The organism is Pseudoduganella sp. UC29_106 (assembly GCF_044055365.1).
In the GTDB taxonomy this organism is placed as follows: domain Bacteria; phylum Pseudomonadota; class Gammaproteobacteria; order Burkholderiales; family Burkholderiaceae_D; genus Rugamonas.
The window spans coordinates 3,969,165-3,986,103 of sequence record NZ_CP171977.1 but is presented as its reverse complement, the minus strand read 5'-3'; the positions used below and the strand labels follow the sequence as shown (position 1 = coordinate 3,986,103).

The window sequence follows — 16,939 nt, the reverse complement described above, 5'->3', positions numbered from 1 at the left end:
AACCGTGGCTCACAGCGTCTTCTCCGCGAGTTTGAGCAGCCTGGCGCAGTTCTCGTTACGTTCGCCGTAGTCCTTCCAGGCGGTGGTGCGCGCGATGTCCTGCCATTTCTTGACGGTGGCCTTGTCCAGGTCCACCACTTTGGCGCCGGCCTTCTGGTACACGGCGGCGACCTGGTCGTCGTCGGCCTTGGCGGCGGTGAGCGCGAATTTTTCCAGGTCGGCGCCGACCGCCATGATGGCGGCCTGCTGGTCCTTCGGCAGGCGCTCGTAGGCGGCGCGCGACATCATCAGCGGTTCGAACATGAACCAGTAGGCGCCGCCACGGCCGGTGGTCAGCGCTTTCGACACTTCTTCCAGGCGGAAGGAGATCAGGGAAGTGGAGGAGGTCAGGGCCGCGTCCATCGCGCCGGTCTGCATGGCGGCATAGATTTCATTGGACGGCAGCGACACCACGGCGGCGCCGGCGGCCTTCAAGATCAGGTCCATCTCGCGCGAACCACCGCGGATCTTCATGCCTTTCGCGTCTTCCGGGGCAACCACGGCCTTCGTGCGCGAGGCCACGCCGCCAGCCTGCCAGATCCAGCTGACCAGCACCACGCCCTTGTCCCACAGGAGCTTGGTCAGTTCCTTGCCGATTTCCGCGTTCTTCCAGCCGTAGCCCTGTTCATAGGAAGTCACGAGGCCGGGCATCAGGCCGATATTCACTTCAGGTACTTCGCCGCCGGCATAGGACAGCGGCACCAGCGACATGTCCAGCGCCCCCTTGCGCATGGCGGAGAACTGGGCGTTGGTCTTCATCAGCGAAGAGCCGGGATAGATTGCGAACTTCAGCGCGCCCTTGGTGCGCTTTTCAACTTCCGCTGCGAACATGCGGGTCAGGCGGTCGCGGAAGTCCCCCTCGGTGAGGGTGCCGCCGGGAAACTGGTGGGAAATCTTGATGTTCGCGCTCTGGGCCCAGGCCGTTTGCAGCCACAGGGGGCTGGTTGCGAGCGCGCCAAGAATTGCCCTACGGGTCATATTCGTCATGTCATCCTCCAAGGAGTGGGTAAGTATGCGGTTACGCTTTTTATGTATACAAGAATATATTCACTGCATACGTTGTCAAGCGATATTTACGTCTTATAATGAGCTTACATATACAGAGTAACGGCCAGTATCATGACGAAACACTCATCCACCCTGAGAGAAACCATCGAGGAAATGATCGCGATGGGCGAGCTGCAGCCGGGGCAGCACCTGGACGAAACCGAGCTGGCGACGCGCTTTGGCGTGTCCCGCACCCCCATCCGCGAGACGCTGATCCAGCTGGAGTCGATGGGACTTGTGGTTATCCGGCCACGCCGCGGTGCGATTGTTGCTGAGCTGGGGCCGCAGCAGTTGCTGGAAATGTTCGAGGTGATGTCCGAGCTGGAGGCAACCTGCGGACGGCTGGCGGCTCGCCGCATGACGCCCGAGGACCAGGCGGTGCTGCTGGCGGCGCACGAGGCTTGCAAGGCCGCGGCCGAAGCGCAGGAGCCGGATGACTATTACTATCGCAACGAGGCTTTCCACGAGGCGATCTACGCCTGCTCACATAACCAGTTCCTGATGGAGCAGACGCGCAGCCTGTACCGCCGGCTGCGTCCTTACCGCCGATTGCAGCTACGCGTGCGCAACCGGATCGGGCATTCGTATTCGGAGCATGATGGGGTGGTCAAGGCCATTTTGTCCGGCGACGGCGAACGCGCGGCGGAGTTGTTGCGCGATCATGTGATGATTCAGGGGCAGCGGTTTTCGGATTTGATGGCGTCGTTGCCGCAATTGACGCGCAGCGCCGCGTGACCGCACGCACGGCGGATCAATGATCCGCCCTACGCACCATCGATTCGCATAATAATTACGGAGCGCGCGGCCGATTAGCAAAATGATCCCGGGACGCGCGACCGAATCGAAAATGATCGCGGTACGCGTGGCCGAATCGCAAATGATCACGGGACGCGCGGCCGATTCGAAATGTTCACGGGACGCGTAGGGCGGATCATTGATCCGCCGTGCCTCCCAATTGGCGCAATATATCCCTGACGCGCAGCAATGCCGTCTCGATATCCATCGTATCAATCGCCCCATACCCCATGAACAGCCCCGCGCGCGGCGGCAGGTCGTGGTAAAAGACCGAAAGCGGATACAAGCCCACCTCCGCCCGATGCGCCAGGCGGATCAGCAAATTAATGTCCACGTCCGCCACCGCCAGCGCCGACAAGTGATACCCCGCCGTTGCCGGCACAACGCGGAACCATTCTGACAGCTCCCGTTCGAACACCTGCAGCAAGCGCGCGCGGCGCGAGCTGTAAATATCGTGGCAGCGCCGGATATGCTTCTGCAGGTAGCCGTCCTCAATGAACTTGGCCAGCGCATGCTGGTTCAGGGTGTTCGTATGCCAGTCCTGCAGGTGCTTCGCATTCAGCACGGCATTCTGCAGCGCCGGCGGCAGCACCACATAGCCCAGCCGCAGCTCCGGCAGCAGGACTTTAGAGAACGTGCCGACAAAGGCGACCACGCCCTGCGTGTCCATGCTTTGCAGCGAATCGGTGGGACGGCCCTCGTAGCGGAATTCGCTGTCGTAATCGTCCTCGATGACGATGGCGCCGATCCGTGCGGCGCGCTCCAGCAGCGCCTGGCGGCGCTCCCCGCTCATGGGCATCCCGAGCGGGAGCTGGTGGGCGGGCGTTGCGTAGATCAGGCGCGCATCGGCGGGTATCTGATCGACCACCATGCCCTCATCGTCCACCGGCACGCTGGCGATACGGGCGCCGTGGCTGGCCAGCAGCTGGCGCGCGACGGGGTAGGTGGGGTCTTCCATCGCGACCACGCTGCCCGGTTCCAGCAGCACGCGGGCGAGCAGGTCGAGCGCCTGCTGGGCGCCGTTGGTGACGACGATGTCGGCCGCCGTGCAGCGCACGCCACGTGAAAAGGAGATGTGGCGTGCGATGGCTTCGCGCAGCGCAGGCAGACCGGCCGTACTGCTGTAACGGCCACGCATCGTTTCTTCCTCGCGCAGGGCGTGCAGCACACAGCGGCGCCATTCTTCTTTCGGGAAGTGTCCCGGCGTGGAGCGGCCGCCGACAAAGTCGTAGCGGGAGCGGCTTTCGGGCGGCTGGCGCAGGGGCGTGGACAGTTCTTCCCACTTGCGGATGGTTTCGGCGGCCGACAGCTTGGTTGTGGCCTCGGGCCTGGTGCGTGTCCCGGCCGGCGCGCGCACATAGCTGCCGGCGCCGATGCGGCCTTCCAGCAGCTTGTCCAGCGTTAGCCGGCTGTATGCTTCGGAGACGGTCTTGCGCGAGATGCCAAGCTGCTCTGCCAGCAGGCGCGAGGGCGGCAGCTGCTGCCCGTCCGCCAGGCGGCCGGTCTTGATGGCGTCGGCCAGTTGACGGTAAAGCTGACCCGCCAGATCCTTGCGGCCTTCGATGGTGATGTGGAGTTCCATGGCGCCACATTGCCTACTGTGGAGCGGTTTGGCAAGGCTGTTAAAACCCAAGGCGTGAACCTGGTGTCAGCCACATCGTGGCTGACACCTGCTTTTTGCCGTTGGTTTAAGGATGCTGCGGCGGCGCTTTGATATTAAGTAATCTATTTTGTTTACTTATTGTGGGTTGTCGCCTATAGTGGACCCCATGAACAACATCCTCCTCATCGCCGCCACCTGCCTGCTGGCGCTGTTATCGACCGTGGGCGCGTCGCTGCCGTATCCGATTTTGCCGCCGCTGTTTGCAGGCGATGCGCCGAATGCGCTGAATAATTTCCTGGGCCTGCCGCCCAAGCTGCTGTTCGGGATTGCGCTGACCATCAACCCGATCGGGCTGCTGATCGGCACCGCGCTGACCGGTCCCCTGTCGGACCGTTTCGGGCGTCGTCCGCTGTTGCTGGTGACGGCGCTCGGCGCGGCGGTGGGGCACGCGCTGACCGCCGCCGCGCTGGTGGCGCAGTCGTATCCGCTGTTCGTGCTGGCGCGCTTCGTGACCGGCCTGCTGGAAGGGAATGCCGCCGTGGCGCGGGCCTTGATTGCCGAGCGCCTGGAAGGACCGCTGCGCTTGCGCGCACTGTCGCTGGTGAATGGCGCGCTGCATCTGGGCTGGCTGGTGGGGCCGGTGATGGCGGGCTTCACGCTGGGCTTCGGCATTGCGGTGCCGTTCCTGGCGGCCGTCGCCGCGCTGGTGCTGGCGGCCGTGCTGGTCGCGGTAACCGTGCCGCGGCAGGAAGCCGCGGCGGAAGGTCCGTCGTGGTGGCAGGTGGCGCGCGACCGGCATGTGGTCAAGCTGCTGCGCCACACCGACCTGCGCACGCTGTTCATCATCCAGCTTGCCGCCACCTGCGGCGTAACGGCCTTCTATGAATACTACCCGCTCTGGCTGGTGGAGCAGGGCGGCTACGATGCGCGCGGCATCGCCACCACCAATATGGCGCTGTGCGCGATCATGACGCTGGCCGCTGTGATCGCGGGCCGTCCGAGCAAGGCCGATCCGCTCAAGCGCGCCAGCGTGTTTGCGCTGCTGGTCGGCGCGGCGGTGGCCGGCGTCGCCCTCGGTAATATGTGGACAGGCCTGGTCGCCATCGCGTTGTTCGGCATCCCGAACGCCTTCTATAACGCCACGCTGCAAGCCTGGTGCGCCGAGCGTTTCGCCGCGCACGGGCAGGGCGCGGTCATGGGATTGCTGTCGATGACCTTCTGTTTTGCTAATATCCTGATGGCGCTTGCCGGCTCCGTGCTGACGCTGGCCGACACACGCCTGATCCTGGTGCTCGGCGCGGTGCTGAGCATCTGGGCCGGCTGGCGCCTGCGCGGATGGCGCGGGGAGCTGGCGCCGTCACCCGCCGGCGCAAAAGCAAACGAAAACGTAACCGGAGCAAGTATTTGAACACCGCCGACCAAATCCTCTTCCTGCTGAAAACGCGCGGCCCGAAGACCGCCCAGCAACTGGCGGACATGCTGGAACTGACCTCGATGGGCGCGCGCCGCCATCTCGAAGCGGCCCAGGAAAAAGGCCTGGTGAGCTATGAAGACGTGGCCGAGAAAGTGGGGCGCCCGTCGCGCCGCTGGCTGCTGACGGAAGCGGGCCACGCGCGCTTCCCCGACCGCCACGCCGATCTCACGCTGCAGCTGATCACGCAAGTGCGCTCGCTGTTCGGCGAGCAGGGCATGGAAAAGCTGATCACCGCGCGCGAGCAGGCCAGCGAGGCCTTCTACCGTGAATCCATCGACGATAACGCCGCCCTGCCTGAACGGGTGAACGCGCTGGCCCTGGCGCGCGACGTGGAAGGCTATATGGCTGAAGTGGAGAAGCGCGACGACGGCACGCTGCTGCTGGTCGAAAACCATTGCCCGATCTGCGCCGCCGCCCGCGAATGCCAGCAATTCTGCCGCTCGGAGCTGGACGTGTTCCGGCGCGTGCTCGGCCCGGACTGCAGCGTCGAGCGCGCGGAGCACATCCTGTCCGGCGCGCGCCGCTGCGCCTATGTGATCAAGCCGGTTTGAAGAGCGTGATGGTGCGCTGGAAGTACATGACCACCGCCATCACGGCGGACATCAGGGCCAGCATATGGAAGTATTCCAGCTGGGACAGCAGGGCCGCCTGCTGATTCAGCAACTGCGCGAGCTGGCCAAGCGCCACCGCGCCGGCTTGCGCACCCTGTGAAGCGCTGAAGGCGCCCGTCAACTGTTCCAGTAAATGCCCCAGTTCCGGGTCGCCGGTGGCGAAGCGCTGGTTCAGCACGGACAAATGCTCCGCCGTACGCCATTGCTGCAGCAGCGTGGCGCCGACAATGCCCAGCGCGCTGCCGAATTGCACCAGCATGTTCTTCACCTGCTGGCCGTGCATGAAGGCCACTTCATCGTGCGCCAGTTCCGCGAAGCCGTGGATCGCGGTCGTGGCCTGCACCACCACGACAAACATGCCGAAGAAGGCGATGGCCGGCAGCACATTGCGCCACAGGCTGGCCTCCGTGGTCAGGCCGGACAGCAGCCAGCCGCTGATCGCGAGGAAGGCGAAGGACGCGGCATAGAACTTCTGCGGCGCCGGCGAAACCTTGAGGATGCGAATCTTCACGATGAAGATGAAGAAGGCGGACGTCAGCCCGATCGACTGCACCATGCCCGCCGAATGCCAGCTGAAGCCCATGGCGCGCTGCATCAGCGAAGGCAGCATCACATTGTTGGCGCCCAGGACGACATAAGCCAGCGTGAACACGCCCAGCGCCGCCAGGTAGCGCTTCTGCACCAGGCGCTTCAGCATCAGCAGCGGACGTTCACTGTCGTGCTGGTGGCGCACGAACCACAGCACCGCCGCAAGCCCGGCCGCGCCCAGCACCAGCAGGTAGGGCAGGCTGCTGTAAAAGTCATACAGCGCACGCTGGAAAGCGAACAGCAAGAGGAAGCTGCCGGCGGCGACAGCCAGCAGGGGGCCGAAATGCGAGGCGCTGTGCTCGGACTCGGGCAGCGGCTCGTCCGGTGCGCCAAAGGCGGCCAGCAGCGCGGCCAGCAGGGCCAGCGTAATCAGCACGATGAAGATGCCGGCAAACCAGTCCGCCTCGAACAGTTCGGCCACGGTCCATGCGCCGGCGGCGTTGGCAATGGTCAGCCCGGTGACGAAGGCGAGAATGCCCTTCATGCGCGCCGGAGTGGGAGGAATCACATTGACCAGCATGCGCGCGCTGGTCATGAAGGCGCCGCCGCCCAGGGCCATGACCAGGCGCCCCAGCAGGAATTGCGGGAAGGTTTCGCTCAGCGCGCAGATCACGGCGCCGGCGATATAGATGACGATGGAACCGTGAATGAACTTGCGCCAGCCCAGGCGTTCGATGAACCAGCGCATATTGGCGATGACGGCGATGGCCACGGCGGCATAGGCGGCGGTGACGATGCTGTATTCCTCGGGCGAGGCATTGACCTGGCCCTGGATGGCGCTGGCGCCGAAGGACATCATGCCCGTCTGCAGGAACTCGATGAAGTTCAGCACCAGGATCGTAGCCAGCAGGAGCTTCATGCGCGGGGCCGGAGCGGCGGCGTTCATTTCAGTTCACCCGGGCGAGCTTGTTGCCGCCGACGTTGGCAGCGATGATGCGGGCAATCGCCACATCCGCATCCTGCAGTTCGTGCTCAAATACGTCGGTGCGGTAGGCGGTCGTGGCGGCAGGCGGCGTGGCGCTGCCAGGCTGCGAGGTGTCCACTTCCACATGCATGGACAGGCCGATCTTCAAAGGGTGCTCGGCCAGCTGCTTCGGGTCGAGGGCGATGCGCACCGGCACGCGCTGCACCACCTTGATCCAGTTGCCGCTGGCGTTCTGCGCCGGCAGCAGGGAGAAGGCACTGCCGGTGCCGGCTTCCTGGCCGATCACGCGGCCCGTGTAGCGCACGCTCTTGCCATACACGTCCGCCACCAGCTGCACCGGCTGGCCGATGCGGATGCGGCGCAGCTGCGATTCCTTGAAATTCGCATTGACCCACATCTGCTCGGGCGGCACGATGGACATCACGGCGCTGCCCGCATTCACGCGCTGGCCGATCTGCACATTGCGCTTGCTGACATAGCCGCTGGCCGGGGCGCGCACCGTGGTCCGGGCAGCCGTCACGTAAGCGTCGCGCAGCTGGGACACGGCGGCCTGCACATCGGGGTGGCTGGTGATCGAGGTATCGTCCACAAGCGCCTGCGAGCTGGCCAGCTGTTGCTCCGCGACGGTGAGCGCGGCTTGCGCGGTCTTCACGGCGTCCTCGGCGTGGTGCACGTCTTCACCGGAAACGGCGCCGCTTTGCGACAGCTGCCTGCGGCGCGCCAGGTCGGCCTGTACGCGGGCCAGTTCGGTGGCGCGCAGCGTCACATTGGCCTTGTTCTGCGTGGCATTCGCAAACTGCACGCGCACCTGGCGCACGGCGCGCGAGAGCTGGGCTTCGGCGCGCGACACGGCCAGCTGCGAGTCCACGTCGTTCAGGCGCACCAGCGGCTGGCCGGCCTTCACGAAGTCCGTATTGTCGGCCGCGATCTGGGTCACGCTGCCTCCCACCTGCGGTGTGACCTGGATGATATTGCCCTCGACGTAGGCGTCCTCGGTCGATTGCCTGGCCGGCTCGGTGTTCATCAGCCATGCTGCGCCGGCGATGCTGGCCACGAGAACGGCCGCGGCGCCTGCAAAGATCTGCTTTTTCATGATGTGCTCCTTTCAGTAGCCGCCGCCAAGCGCGCGGACGAGATTCATATCGAGGTCAAAAGCGCGGGCGTCGAAATCGATCTGGCTGCGCTGCTGGGACAGGACCTGGCTTTCCGCCGCCAGCACCTGCAGGTAGTTGCCGACGCCCGATTCGTAGCGGCGCACGGCGAGGTCGTAGGCCTGCTTCGCGGTAGCCAGCGCTTCCGCCTGTTGCGCGGCGCGCTCCTGCAGCCACTGGATGGACGTCAGCTGGCTGACCACATCGCGCAGGGCATCGACCAGGGTCTGGTTGTATTGTTCGACGGCCACGTCGTAATCGGCGTTGCGCAGCGCGAGGCTGCTGCGCAGGCGGCCGCCGTCGAAGATGGGTAGGGACAGGCCGGCGCCCAGCGCGGAAACCTGGCTGCCGCCCTGCAGGAATTTGCCGAAGCCCAGGCTTTGCAGGCCAATCAGGCCGGCCAGGTTGAAGCTGGGGTAGAACTGGGCGCGGGCGGCCTTGATGTCCTGCAGCTGGGTTTCCACGCGCCAGCGCTGGGCCACCACGTCCGGACGGCGCGCCAGCAGTTCGCTGGGCAGGGCGGACGGCAGCCCTGCAGGCTTGATGGCCTGCAGCTGCGGACGTGAAATCGTGAGGCCTCGGTCCGGGCCGGCGCCGGTCAGCGCGGCGAGCTGGGTTTGCAGCAGGGCGATGGACTCCTTCGCCGCGGCGATCTGCTCGCGGGCGACGGGAATCGCAAACGCCGCCTGTTTCAGGTCCACGCTGGAGTCGATCTGCGCGTTCACGCGCTGGCGGGTCAGGTCCAGCACGTGTTCGCGCTGCTTCAGCACCTGCTGCGCCAGTTCCAGCTGGGCGTGGGCTTGCGACAGGCGCAGATACGTTTGCGTGATGCCGACGATGAGGACCAGGCGCGTGGCGTGTTCGTCGATCTGGGCGGCGTTCTTGCGGCCGATGGCGGCCTGCAGGCTGGCTTCGTTCTTGCCCCAGAAATCCAGCTCGTAGGAGAAGTTGAGTGTCGCTTCGTTCGGCCCATTGCCAGCTGCCGGCCAACGGCTTGGGCACATTGCTGTTTTCGCTGTACAGCTGGCGCGTGCTGCGCGCGTTGGCGGACAGCTGGGGCGCGAGGTTGGCATTGGCCAGGCCCTCGATGGCCACGGCCTGGCGTACGCGCGCTTCGGCAATGCGCAGGGTGGGGCTGCCCTTCAGCGCTTCATCCACCAGGCGGTCCAGCTGGGCGTCGCCATAGCGTGTCCACCATTCGGCGGCCGGCCAGGCGGCGGGAGTGACGCTGGCCTGGGCCAGGGTGGCGCTGGCGGCCAGCGCATCGGCCCTGACGACAGTCGCCTGCGATTTCAGGCCGCCGTCGCTGGCGCAGCCGGCTGCAAGGGCCGCGATGGCAGCCATGCCGGCAAGGGAGAAGGGGGCTTTCATGGTCTTTCCTTTGGGAATAACGCTGCCTAGGCAGATATATGATTAAAAAAAATCAACGCTCGGCGTTGGCCGTAATTTTTTGCAGGAAGTATTGCAGCTGGGTTTCCTCGACCGGGGACAGGCCTTCCAGCATGCGCTGGTGCACGCGCGTCACGACCGCCATGATCTCGGGATAGATGGAGCGGCCGGCTTCGGTCAGCTCCAGGATCAGGGTGCGGCGATCGTTCGGGCAGCGGGTGCGGCGAATCCAGCCTTTTTCTTCGACGCGGTCCAGCAGGCGCTTCATGGCGCCGGTATCGATGTCCAGGAAGCGGGCGAACTCGCTCAGGGTGCGGGCGCGGTCGTGGGCGATGCCGACCACTACGCGGAACTGGGCGTTGGTAATGCCGATCGGCGCCAGTTCCTTGTCCAGTTCGCGCATGACAGCGTTTCTCGACTCGTTCAGCAGATAGGCCAGAAAGCCTCCGCGCATCGTGTTCCAGCTTGCTTCCATTTTGGATACCCTTCAGAGATGAACTAAAGTATATTGCCTAGGCAGAGAATGTCAAGGCAAACCGGCGGCGCAGTTGGCGTCCTTGGTGTAGAGTAGACAAAACTGCAAGGGAGGCTGCAATGGATTTCGAGGAAGAACGCCGCAAATTCGTCGCGGAGGCATGGCGGCGCTTTGAAGAGGTGCAGAACTGGGCGATCGCCAACTGGCCGGACAAGGAGCATCCGCTGACCACGTCCGACTTCGTGGAGGGCCGCAAGGAGATCCTGGGCCTGGGCCTGCCGCCGGCGCAGCGCCTCAGCCAGCCGCCGCCACAGGCCGCGCCGGAACCGGAGCAGGGCGGCCCGCAGTATATCGAGGTGACGCCGGCGCCCTGGCCGTGATCAGGCTTTGTTGGGATGGGCCAGCGCGTAGGCGGCCCAGCTGAGGAGCAGGAGCACGAGCACGCCACCCGCCAGGTGCAGCGCGCTGTCGAACAGCAGCGGCGCGACCAGGCCGGATACCAGCGCAAACAGCAGCATCTGGATGAAGGACTGCATCGACGCAGCCAGCCCGCTGTTATTCGGGAAGAGCTCCATCGCGATCACCGTCAGCGGCGGCATGGCAATCGCCAGCGAGAAGGAATACAGGAACAGCGGCAGCACGGCCCACGGTACTTCGGCCGCAAAGAACCAGTTGTAGCCGACATTGATCAGCGCCGCCACGAACATCAGGCAGTAGCTGAGGCGAACCAGCGCGCTGCGCGACATTCTGTGCGCCAGCTTCCCGCTCAGCATCGCGCCCAGCACATGTCCCGAAATCAGGGGAATGAACAGCCAGGCGAAGGCGGTCTCCGGCAAATGCAGGATATTCATGATGAAATAGGCTGCGGAACCGATGTAAAGCGCAAAGCCGCCAAAGGCCAGGCCCAGGGCGACGGAGAGCAGCAGGAACTGGCGGTGGCGCAGCACTTTCCAGTAGTTGGCGGCGATCTGGCCGAGATGCAGTGGATGGCGCTTTTCCGGCGCCAGGCTTTCCGGCAGCCAGCGCCACACGGCCAGGAACATGACGATGCCGAAGGCCGTGAGGAACCAGAAGATCGAGCGCCAGCCGAAGGACACTTGCAGCCAGCCGCCAAGCACCGGCGCCAGCGCGGGCGCCAGGCCGAACACCATCATGATGTTGCCGAGGATTTTCTGGGCTTCCAGGCCGTCGAAGCGGTCCTGCACGATGGCGCGGCTGATCACGGAACCGGCGCCGGACGAGAGGCCCTGCAGCACGCGGCAGGTGAGCAGGAAGCCGAAGTTGGCGGCCAGTGCGCCGCCCAGCGATGCCAGCACATAGAGCACCAGCGACCACAGGATCACGGGACGGCGTCCGAACGAGTCGGACAGCGTGCCGTAGAACAGCATCATCGAGGCAAAGGTGAACAGGAAGAGGCTCAGCGTCTGCTGGATGGCCATCGGGCTGGCGTTGAAGGTTTGCGCAATGGCGGGGAAGGATGGCAGGTAGGTGTCGATGGCGAGCGGGCCGACCATCGTCAATCCCGCCAGCAGCAGGGTAAGCAGGAGATTCTTCATTCAGGGCCTTGTTCTTGTGAGGCCGATATTTTAAGTGAAACTCGTTATATATGCTTGAGGCATAAGCTTCTGCGAATTTATTCTTTCAATTCCGTGCAGGCGCTCGGTAAGCTGAACGATTGCACAAGAATTCCGACCCACCATGGCTATCGACTCTTATGGCGCCGCCAGCGGCGCAGCGCGCTGGGACCTGGACGAGGTTGTCCGCCAGCTGCGCACGTCGCGCGAGGCGACGCACAATATCCGTCATCAGCGCCGCGTGCGCGAGCTGCCTTCGCGGGCGGCCCTGGAGCAGATCCTGAATGGCCTGGCGGCGGCGCTGTTCCCCACGCATTACGGACGGCCCAACCTGACGGACGAGAGCATCGACTATTTCGTCGGCGATACGCTGAACACGACGCTCGATCTGCTGGCCGACCAGGTGCGGCGCGGGCTGCTGTTCACCGCCGATCCGGCCGATTGCAATGAAGAGTACCAGGGGCAGTGCGCAATCGAAATCACGCGCAAGTTCGCCGCGTCGCTGCCGGCGATCCGCGCGCTGATCGTGTCAGACGTGCACGCGGCCTATGCCGGCGACCCGGCGGCGACCTCGATTGCCGAGATCATGCTGTGCTATCCGGGTACGATCGCGATCCTGTATTACCGCCTGGCGCACAGCCTGCATCGCCTCGGCTCGCCCTTTATCGCGCGCATGATCAGCGATATCGCGCATTCGCTGACCGGCATCGACATCCACCCCGCCGCCCAGATCGGCGCCAGCTTCTTCATCGACCACGGCACCGGCGTGGTGATCGGCGAGACCGCCATCCTCGGCGAGCGCGTGCGCTTGTACCAGCACGTGACCCTCGGCGCCAAGCGCTTCCCGGCGGACGATTCCGGCAACCTGATCAAGGGTACGCCGCGCCACCCCGATCGTCGAGGACGATGTGGTCATTTACGCCGGCGCCACCGTGCTGGGACGCATCACCATCGGCGCGGGCTCCACCATCGGCGGCAACGTCTGGCTCACGCAGAGCGTGCCGGCCAACAGCAACGTTTCCCAGGCCCAGTCGCGCAGCGATTAGTTTTCCAGGCATTCATCCGCCAACTGGTCCTCGCGCCGCCGGTGCTTGGGCACGCGGCGCTCGACCTGCTGTTCCGCCTGCCGCCTGCTCTGGTCCACAAGCAGCAAGGCGGTCTGCAATGCTTCGCTCATGCTCTTCGCCGCAAGCTGAATCGCTTCCGTTGGCGACGGAGCGGACACGGTTGCAGCTTCCTGCCTGCACGCCGCGCGCCGCATTGCGTCCGCCTGCGTCCATGCGTGGTCCTGTGGACGGCGAACCCACAAATCCCGCCAGGCATTGCGTGGCTCGCCTGCCGCCGCAGTCACCATCTGTCGCGGCGACACCGCGCGTCCACGGAAAACGATCTCGTCGCCCACTATTTCAGCGTAAAACAATTGCTCCGCGCAGCGCATGCGCAGGCGTGTGCCGGTGGGTAGGAAGAGGCACTTCCACTGGTAGCCGGTCAACGGAGCCTCCGCCTCTTGCTGCGTTTTGATCCAAAGCTGCACTGCTCGCGCCAGGGCGTCTGAGATGCTCAGCGTGCTGCCGGAAGTTCGTAAGAACATAGCCAGCTGCGAATAGCTGGCATACGGCAAAGGATCGCGGTTCGTCTCGTCCATGATGGCTCCCTCCCTGACCGTAAGACTTCAGGTATGCCGATTGGTTCCGGAGTCAGTCGGCCGTCTTGTCTCTTTTGCCCTTCCCATCCTGTCTCTTCTTGTCTCTTTTTGTCTCTTTTTCCGGCGGCGAGGACCCGAGACAAAAAGAGACAGAAAGAGACACGATAAACAGCCCAAAAGAGACAAGACGGCCGACTGACTCGGATCGACATAGCACCCCCTCAACCGCCAGCGAACGTGTTAATCTATTAATAACCATAAGTTTCGTTCCGGTGTAAACCAGCAAGGAGGCGGAGATGGGTAATGTGAAGAAGTGGTCGGCGGAGTTCCTGGGGACTTTCTGGCTGACCTTGGGCGGCTGCGGCAGCGCGGTGCTGGCGGCAGCGTTTCCGGGCCTGGGCATTGGGCTGCTCGGCGTGTCGCTGGCGTTCGGCTTGACGGTCGTTACCGGCGCCTATGCATTCGGCCCGATTTCGGGTGGACACTTCAACCCGGCCGTCTCGGTCGGACTGGTGATCGGCAAGCGCTTCCCGGCGGCTGAATTGCCGGGCTATATCATCGCGCAGGTGCTGGGCGCGATTGCAGCGGCGGCAGTGCTGTACCTGATCGCTTCGGGCAAGCCGGGATTTGCGGGCGCCGGCGGCTTTGCGTCCAACGGCTATGGCGCCAATTCGCCGGGCGGCTACAGCATGGCCGCCGTGTTTGTCTGCGAACTGGTGATGACGGCGATCTTCCTGCTCGTGATCCTTGGCGCAACGGCCAGGAACGCGGCGCCGGGCTTCGGTGGCCTGGCAATCGGACTTTGCCTGACCCTGATCCACCTGGTGTCGATACCGGTATCCAACACCTCGGTGAATCCGGCCCGCAGCACCGGCCCGGCGCTGTTTGCACAGACTGGCGCGCTGGGAGATCTGTGGCTATTCTGGGTGGCGCCCATCGCAGGCGCAATCGTCGGCGCGGCGATTTATAACGTGCTGCTGGCGGAAGAGGTGACCAGCGTGAGCAAGAGCGTGCCGCCGGCCGGCGTCTCGCCGGCGCAGTAATTAGAACCCAAGGCGTGAATCTGGTGTCTGCCACATCGTGGCAGACACCTGTTTTAGGCCGTGGGTGTGCGGCAAATCCGCCACTACGTCACTTGACGTATGGGCCTCCCAGCCTGTCCTCGTTAATCTCGTTCACAAGAAGCAACACTTTCAAACTTGTGAAACGAGGACAGGCATGCACACAAAGTTCAAGCTCTCCATTCTGCTCGGCGCAATCGCGGCGTCGCAGGCCCACGCCGGAGCGACGATCCCCATCGGCGAAGATAAATCCGTCACCGTGGGCTTCGGCGCGCGCGGCAGCTATTCCAGCGTCGAAGACGGCGCGCCGAACGGCACGTCGCGTTCGAACGACTTCAACCTGGACAGCGCCCGCCTGTTCTTCGGCGCCTCGCTGAACAAGAACATCAAGGGCATGCTCAACACCGAGTGGGACGGCGACCAGATCCGCGTGCTGGACGCCGCGGCGCAATTTGCCTTTTCGCCGGAGCTGAACGTGTGGGCGGGCCGCCTGCTGTCGCCGAGCGACCGCGCCAATATGGCCGGCCCCTACTATTCGCTGGGCGGCGGCTACTGGGCGGGCGTGGCATCGCGCTACGGCTACAACGGCGGCATCTTCCGCGGCCGCGACGATGGCGTAGTCGGTGTGGGGCAACGCCGCCGAGGGCAAGCTGGGTTATTCCTTCGGCGCCTTTGAAGGCCACACCTTCGGCATCGGCAGCCTGACGCAGAACCAGGCCAAGGCGGCAGGCGTCAACGCCAAGGACAACCTGATGTACGCCGGCCGTGTGCAGTACTGACTTCTGGGATGCGGAACCGGGCTACTACGGCACCGGCAACTACCTGGGCAGCAACGATATTCTCGCCATCGGCCTCGCGGGCCGTTACCAGAAGGATGGCGTGCTGACCGTGGCGAAGACCGGCAACTACAGCGCGTGGAACGTCGACTTCCTGCTGGAGAAGCGCCTGCCCGGCGGCGCCGTGTCGGTGGAAGCGGCTTACTACAAATACCGCAATGGCGACGTGATCCTGGCCGAGCAGGGCAAGGCATGGTCGACGGGCCTCGGCTACGTATTCAACCTGGCGCCGGGCCAGGGCAAGGTGCAGCCCTTCGCGCGCTACCAGAAATTCAACCCGGATACGAACCTCGACGTCAAACAGTACGACGCCGGCGTCAACTACATCACCGACGCCTACAACGCCCAGTTAAGCGCAACGTATTCGAAGACCAAGACCGTGGCCGCCGCCGACCAGTCGAAGTTCGTCGTAGCGCTGCAAGTCCAGTACTGACCACATCCATCTACAAAACAGAAGAGGGCAATATCATGCAAAACCGCCGTCATTTCATCGCCACCCTGACCCGTATCGCCGCCGGCGCCGCGCTGCTGGGCGGGAGCTTCGCCGCGCAGGCCGCCGACACCATCAAGGTGGGCATCCTGCATTCCCTGTCCGGCACCATGGCCATCTCCGAAACCTCGCTGAAGGACGTGGCCCTGATGACGATCGACGAAATCAACGCCAAGGGTGGAGTGCTGGGCAAGAAGCTGGAACCCGTAGTCGTGGACCCCGCCTCGAACTGGCCGCTGTTCGCCGAAAAGGCACGCCAGCTGATCGCCAAGGACAAGGTGGCCGCAGTCTTCGGCTGCTGGACTTCGGTGTCGCGCAAGTCCGTGCTGCCCGTGTTCAAGGAGCTGAACGGCCTGCTGTTCTATCCGGTGCAGTATGAAGGAGAGGAACTGGAGAAGAATGTGTTCTACACCGGCGCCGCGCCGAACCAGCAGGCCATCCCCGCCGTCGAATACCTGATGAGCAAGGAAGGCGGCGGTGCCAAGCGCTTCGTGCTGCTCGGCACGGACTACGTCTACCCACGCACCACCAACAAGATCCTGCGCGCCTTCCTGAAAAGCAAAGGCGTGAAGGACAGCGACATCCAGGAAACCTACACCCCGTTCGGCCACGCCGATTACCAGACCATCGTCGCCAACATCAAGAAGTTTGCCGCCGGCGGCAAGACCGCGGTGATCTCGACCATCAATGGCGACTCCAACGTGCCGTTCTACAAGGAGCTTGGCAATGCCGGCCTGAAGGCGACGGACGTGCCGGTGGTGGCCTTCTCCGTCGGCGAAGAGGAATTGCGCGGCGTGGACACCAAGCCGCTGATCGGCCACCTGGCGGCATGGAATTATTTTGAGTCGGTGAAGAACCCGGTCAACTCGGAGTTCATCAAGAAGTGGAAGACCTATGCCGCCGCCAAGAAACTGCCGAACGCCGAATCGGCCGTGACCAACGATCCGATGGAGGCGACCTATGTGGGCATCCACATGTGGGCGCAGGCCGTCGAGAAAGCCAAGTCTACCGATACGGACAAGGTGATCGCGGCCATGGGCGGCCAGTCCTTCAGCGCGCCGTCCGGCTTCACCCTGACGATGGACCCGACCAACCACCACCTGCACAAGCCGGTGATGATCGGCGAAATCAAGGGCGACGGCCAGTTCAGCGTGGTGTGGAAGACCAAGGAACCGATCCGCGCCCAGCCCTGGAGCCCCTTCATTCCGGGTAACGAAGGCAAGCAGAAGCTGTAAG

17 protein-coding genes and 1 pseudogene are annotated in these 16,939 nt (G+C 64.1%); 10 read left to right on the top strand and 8 right to left on the bottom strand.

The window, feature by feature from the left end:
• Nucleotides 1-9: 9 nt before the first annotated feature.
• Nucleotides 10-1,026, bottom strand: a complete 1,017-nt coding sequence (gene dctP / locus ACHMW6_RS19990; protein WP_395399244.1) for a TRAP transporter substrate-binding protein DctP — start codon at nt 1,024-1,026, stop codon at nt 10-12.
• A gap of 132 nt (nt 1,027-1,158) precedes the next feature.
• Here dctP and ACHMW6_RS19985 point away from each other — a divergent pair, with 132 nt between their 5' ends.
• Nucleotides 1,159-1,821: a GntR family transcriptional regulator gene (locus tag ACHMW6_RS19985; RefSeq protein WP_395399242.1), complete on the top strand. Its 663-nt coding sequence runs from the start codon at nt 1,159-1,161 to the stop codon at nt 1,819-1,821.
• A 196-nt stretch (nt 1,822-2,017) separates the two neighbouring features.
• On the opposite strand, the gene ACHMW6_RS19980 is transcribed toward ACHMW6_RS19985, so the two are convergent.
• Nucleotides 2,018-3,463: a PLP-dependent aminotransferase family protein gene (locus ACHMW6_RS19980; protein WP_395399240.1), complete on the bottom strand. Its 1,446-nt coding sequence runs from the start codon at nt 3,461-3,463 to the stop codon at nt 2,018-2,020.
• Nucleotides 3,464-3,650: 187 nt separating this feature from the next.
• Here ACHMW6_RS19980 and ACHMW6_RS19975 point away from each other — a divergent pair, with 187 nt between their 5' ends.
• Both ACHMW6_RS19975 and ACHMW6_RS19970 read left to right on the top strand, forming a co-directional pair.
• The gene (locus ACHMW6_RS19975; protein ID WP_395399238.1) at nt 3,651-4,892 is read left to right on the top strand and encodes an MFS transporter; all 1,242 of its coding nucleotides are present in this window, start codon (nt 3,651-3,653) and stop codon (nt 4,890-4,892) included.
• The gene (locus tag ACHMW6_RS19970) at nt 4,889-5,509 is read left to right on the top strand and encodes a helix-turn-helix transcriptional regulator (RefSeq protein WP_395399235.1); all 621 of its coding nucleotides are present in this window, start codon (nt 4,889-4,891) and stop codon (nt 5,507-5,509) included. The genes ACHMW6_RS19975 and ACHMW6_RS19970 overlap by 4 nt, the downstream gene beginning before the upstream one ends.
• Here ACHMW6_RS19970 and ACHMW6_RS19965 read toward each other — a convergent pair.
• The 4 genes from ACHMW6_RS19965 to ACHMW6_RS19950 form a co-directional block, all read right to left on the bottom strand.
• Nucleotides 5,496-7,043, bottom strand: coding sequence for an MFS transporter (locus ACHMW6_RS19965; RefSeq protein ID WP_395399233.1), 1,548 nt, complete (start codon nt 7,041-7,043; stop codon nt 5,496-5,498). The genes ACHMW6_RS19970 and ACHMW6_RS19965 overlap by 14 nt on opposite strands.
• 1 nt (nt 7,044) lies before the next feature.
• Entirely contained in the window at nt 7,045-8,175 is a 1,131-nt protein-coding gene (locus tag ACHMW6_RS19960; protein ID WP_395399231.1) for an efflux RND transporter periplasmic adaptor subunit, read from the bottom strand.
• Nucleotides 8,176-8,187: 12 nt separating this feature from the next.
• Nucleotides 8,188-9,237 (bottom strand): efflux transporter outer membrane subunit, encoded by a 1,050-nt coding sequence (locus tag ACHMW6_RS19955; protein WP_395399229.1) that lies wholly within the window; start codon nt 9,235-9,237, stop codon nt 8,188-8,190.
• A 419-nt stretch (nt 9,238-9,656) separates the two neighbouring features.
• Nucleotides 9,657-10,097, bottom strand: a complete 441-nt coding sequence (locus ACHMW6_RS19950) for a MarR family winged helix-turn-helix transcriptional regulator (RefSeq protein ID WP_395399227.1) — start codon at nt 10,095-10,097, stop codon at nt 9,657-9,659.
• A gap of 119 nt (nt 10,098-10,216) precedes the next feature.
• On the opposite strand from ACHMW6_RS19950, the gene ACHMW6_RS19945 reads away from it, so the two are divergent.
• Nucleotides 10,217-10,477, top strand: a complete 261-nt coding sequence (locus tag ACHMW6_RS19945) for a hypothetical protein (protein WP_395399225.1) — start codon at nt 10,217-10,219, stop codon at nt 10,475-10,477.
• Here ACHMW6_RS19945 and ACHMW6_RS19940 read toward each other — a convergent pair whose 3' ends face one another.
• A complete protein-coding gene (locus ACHMW6_RS19940) occupies nt 10,478-11,653 on the bottom strand; it encodes a multidrug effflux MFS transporter (RefSeq protein WP_395399223.1) in 1,176 nt (391 codons plus the stop codon).
• Between the two features lie 142 nt (nt 11,654-11,795).
• On the opposite strand from ACHMW6_RS19940, the pseudogene epsC reads away from it, so the two are divergent.
• A pseudogene (epsC, locus tag ACHMW6_RS19935) lies at nt 11,796-12,717 on the top strand (serine O-acetyltransferase EpsC).
• Here epsC and ACHMW6_RS19930 read toward each other — a convergent pair.
• Nucleotides 12,714-13,316: a hypothetical protein gene (locus ACHMW6_RS19930; RefSeq protein ID WP_395399221.1), complete on the bottom strand. Its 603-nt coding sequence runs from the start codon at nt 13,314-13,316 to the stop codon at nt 12,714-12,716. The pseudogene epsC and the gene ACHMW6_RS19930 overlap by 4 nt on opposite strands.
• 296 nt (nt 13,317-13,612) lie before the next feature.
• On the opposite strand from ACHMW6_RS19930, the gene aqpZ reads away from it, so the two are divergent.
• The 5 genes from aqpZ (at nt 13,613) to urtA (ending at nt 16,938) form a co-directional block, all read left to right on the top strand.
• The gene (aqpZ, locus tag ACHMW6_RS19925; RefSeq protein ID WP_395399219.1) at nt 13,613-14,359 is read left to right on the top strand and encodes an aquaporin Z; all 747 of its coding nucleotides are present in this window, start codon (nt 13,613-13,615) and stop codon (nt 14,357-14,359) included.
• Between the two features lie 175 nt (nt 14,360-14,534).
• Nucleotides 14,535-15,053: a hypothetical protein gene (locus tag ACHMW6_RS19920; protein WP_395399217.1), complete on the top strand. Its 519-nt coding sequence runs from the start codon at nt 14,535-14,537 to the stop codon at nt 15,051-15,053.
• Nucleotides 15,001-15,156 carry a hypothetical protein gene (locus ACHMW6_RS19915; protein WP_395399215.1) on the top strand — a complete coding sequence of 52 codons (156 nt, stop codon included), beginning with the start codon at nt 15,001-15,003 and terminating at the stop codon, nt 15,154-15,156. The genes ACHMW6_RS19920 and ACHMW6_RS19915 overlap by 53 nt, the downstream gene beginning before the upstream one ends.
• Complete coding sequence (locus ACHMW6_RS19910; protein ID WP_395399213.1) at nt 15,143-15,646, top strand: hypothetical protein; 504 nt, start codon at nt 15,143-15,145, stop codon at nt 15,644-15,646. Before ACHMW6_RS19915 ends, ACHMW6_RS19910 begins: the two co-directional genes overlap by 14 nt.
• Before the next feature lie 35 nt (nt 15,647-15,681).
• Complete coding sequence (gene urtA, locus ACHMW6_RS19905; protein WP_395399211.1) at nt 15,682-16,938, top strand: urea ABC transporter substrate-binding protein; 1,257 nt, start codon at nt 15,682-15,684, stop codon at nt 16,936-16,938.
• The last annotated feature ends 1 nt before the right edge of the window (nt 16,939 follow it).

What these genes read in the sequence shown, in the direction of transcription:
- ACHMW6_RS19955 (WP_395399229.1), bottom strand. Translation starts at nt 9,237, where the DNA reads ATGTGCCCAAGCCGTTGGCCGGCAGCTGGCAATGGGCCGAACGAAGCG.
- ACHMW6_RS19980 (WP_395399240.1), bottom strand. Translation starts at nt 3,463, where the DNA reads ATGGAACTCCACATCACCATCGAAGGCCGCAAGGATCTGGCGGGTCAG.
- ACHMW6_RS19965 (WP_395399233.1), bottom strand. Translation starts at nt 7,043, where the DNA reads ATGAACGCCGCCGCTCCGGCCCCGCGCATGAAGCTCCTGCTGGCTACG.
- aqpZ (WP_395399219.1), top strand. Translation starts at nt 13,613, where the DNA reads ATGGGTAATGTGAAGAAGTGGTCGGCGGAGTTCCTGGGGACTTTCTGG.
- urtA (WP_395399211.1), top strand. Translation starts at nt 15,682, where the DNA reads ATGCAAAACCGCCGTCATTTCATCGCCACCCTGACCCGTATCGCCGCC.
- ACHMW6_RS19975 (WP_395399238.1), top strand. Translation starts at nt 3,651, where the DNA reads ATGAACAACATCCTCCTCATCGCCGCCACCTGCCTGCTGGCGCTGTTA.
- ACHMW6_RS19930 (WP_395399221.1), bottom strand. Translation starts at nt 13,316, where the DNA reads ATGGACGAGACGAACCGCGATCCTTTGCCGTATGCCAGCTATTCGCAG.
- ACHMW6_RS19960 (WP_395399231.1), bottom strand. Translation starts at nt 8,175, where the DNA reads ATGAAAAAGCAGATCTTTGCAGGCGCCGCGGCCGTTCTCGTGGCCAGC.
- ACHMW6_RS19945 (WP_395399225.1), top strand. Translation starts at nt 10,217, where the DNA reads ATGGATTTCGAGGAAGAACGCCGCAAATTCGTCGCGGAGGCATGGCGG.
- ACHMW6_RS19985 (WP_395399242.1), top strand. Translation starts at nt 1,159, where the DNA reads ATGACGAAACACTCATCCACCCTGAGAGAAACCATCGAGGAAATGATC.
- dctP (WP_395399244.1), bottom strand. Translation starts at nt 1,026, where the DNA reads ATGACGAATATGACCCGTAGGGCAATTCTTGGCGCGCTCGCAACCAGC.
- ACHMW6_RS19940 (WP_395399223.1), bottom strand. Translation starts at nt 11,653, where the DNA reads ATGAAGAATCTCCTGCTTACCCTGCTGCTGGCGGGATTGACGATGGTC.
- ACHMW6_RS19920 (WP_395399217.1), top strand. Translation starts at nt 14,535, where the DNA reads ATGCACACAAAGTTCAAGCTCTCCATTCTGCTCGGCGCAATCGCGGCG.
- ACHMW6_RS19950 (WP_395399227.1), bottom strand. Translation starts at nt 10,097, where the DNA reads ATGGAAGCAAGCTGGAACACGATGCGCGGAGGCTTTCTGGCCTATCTG.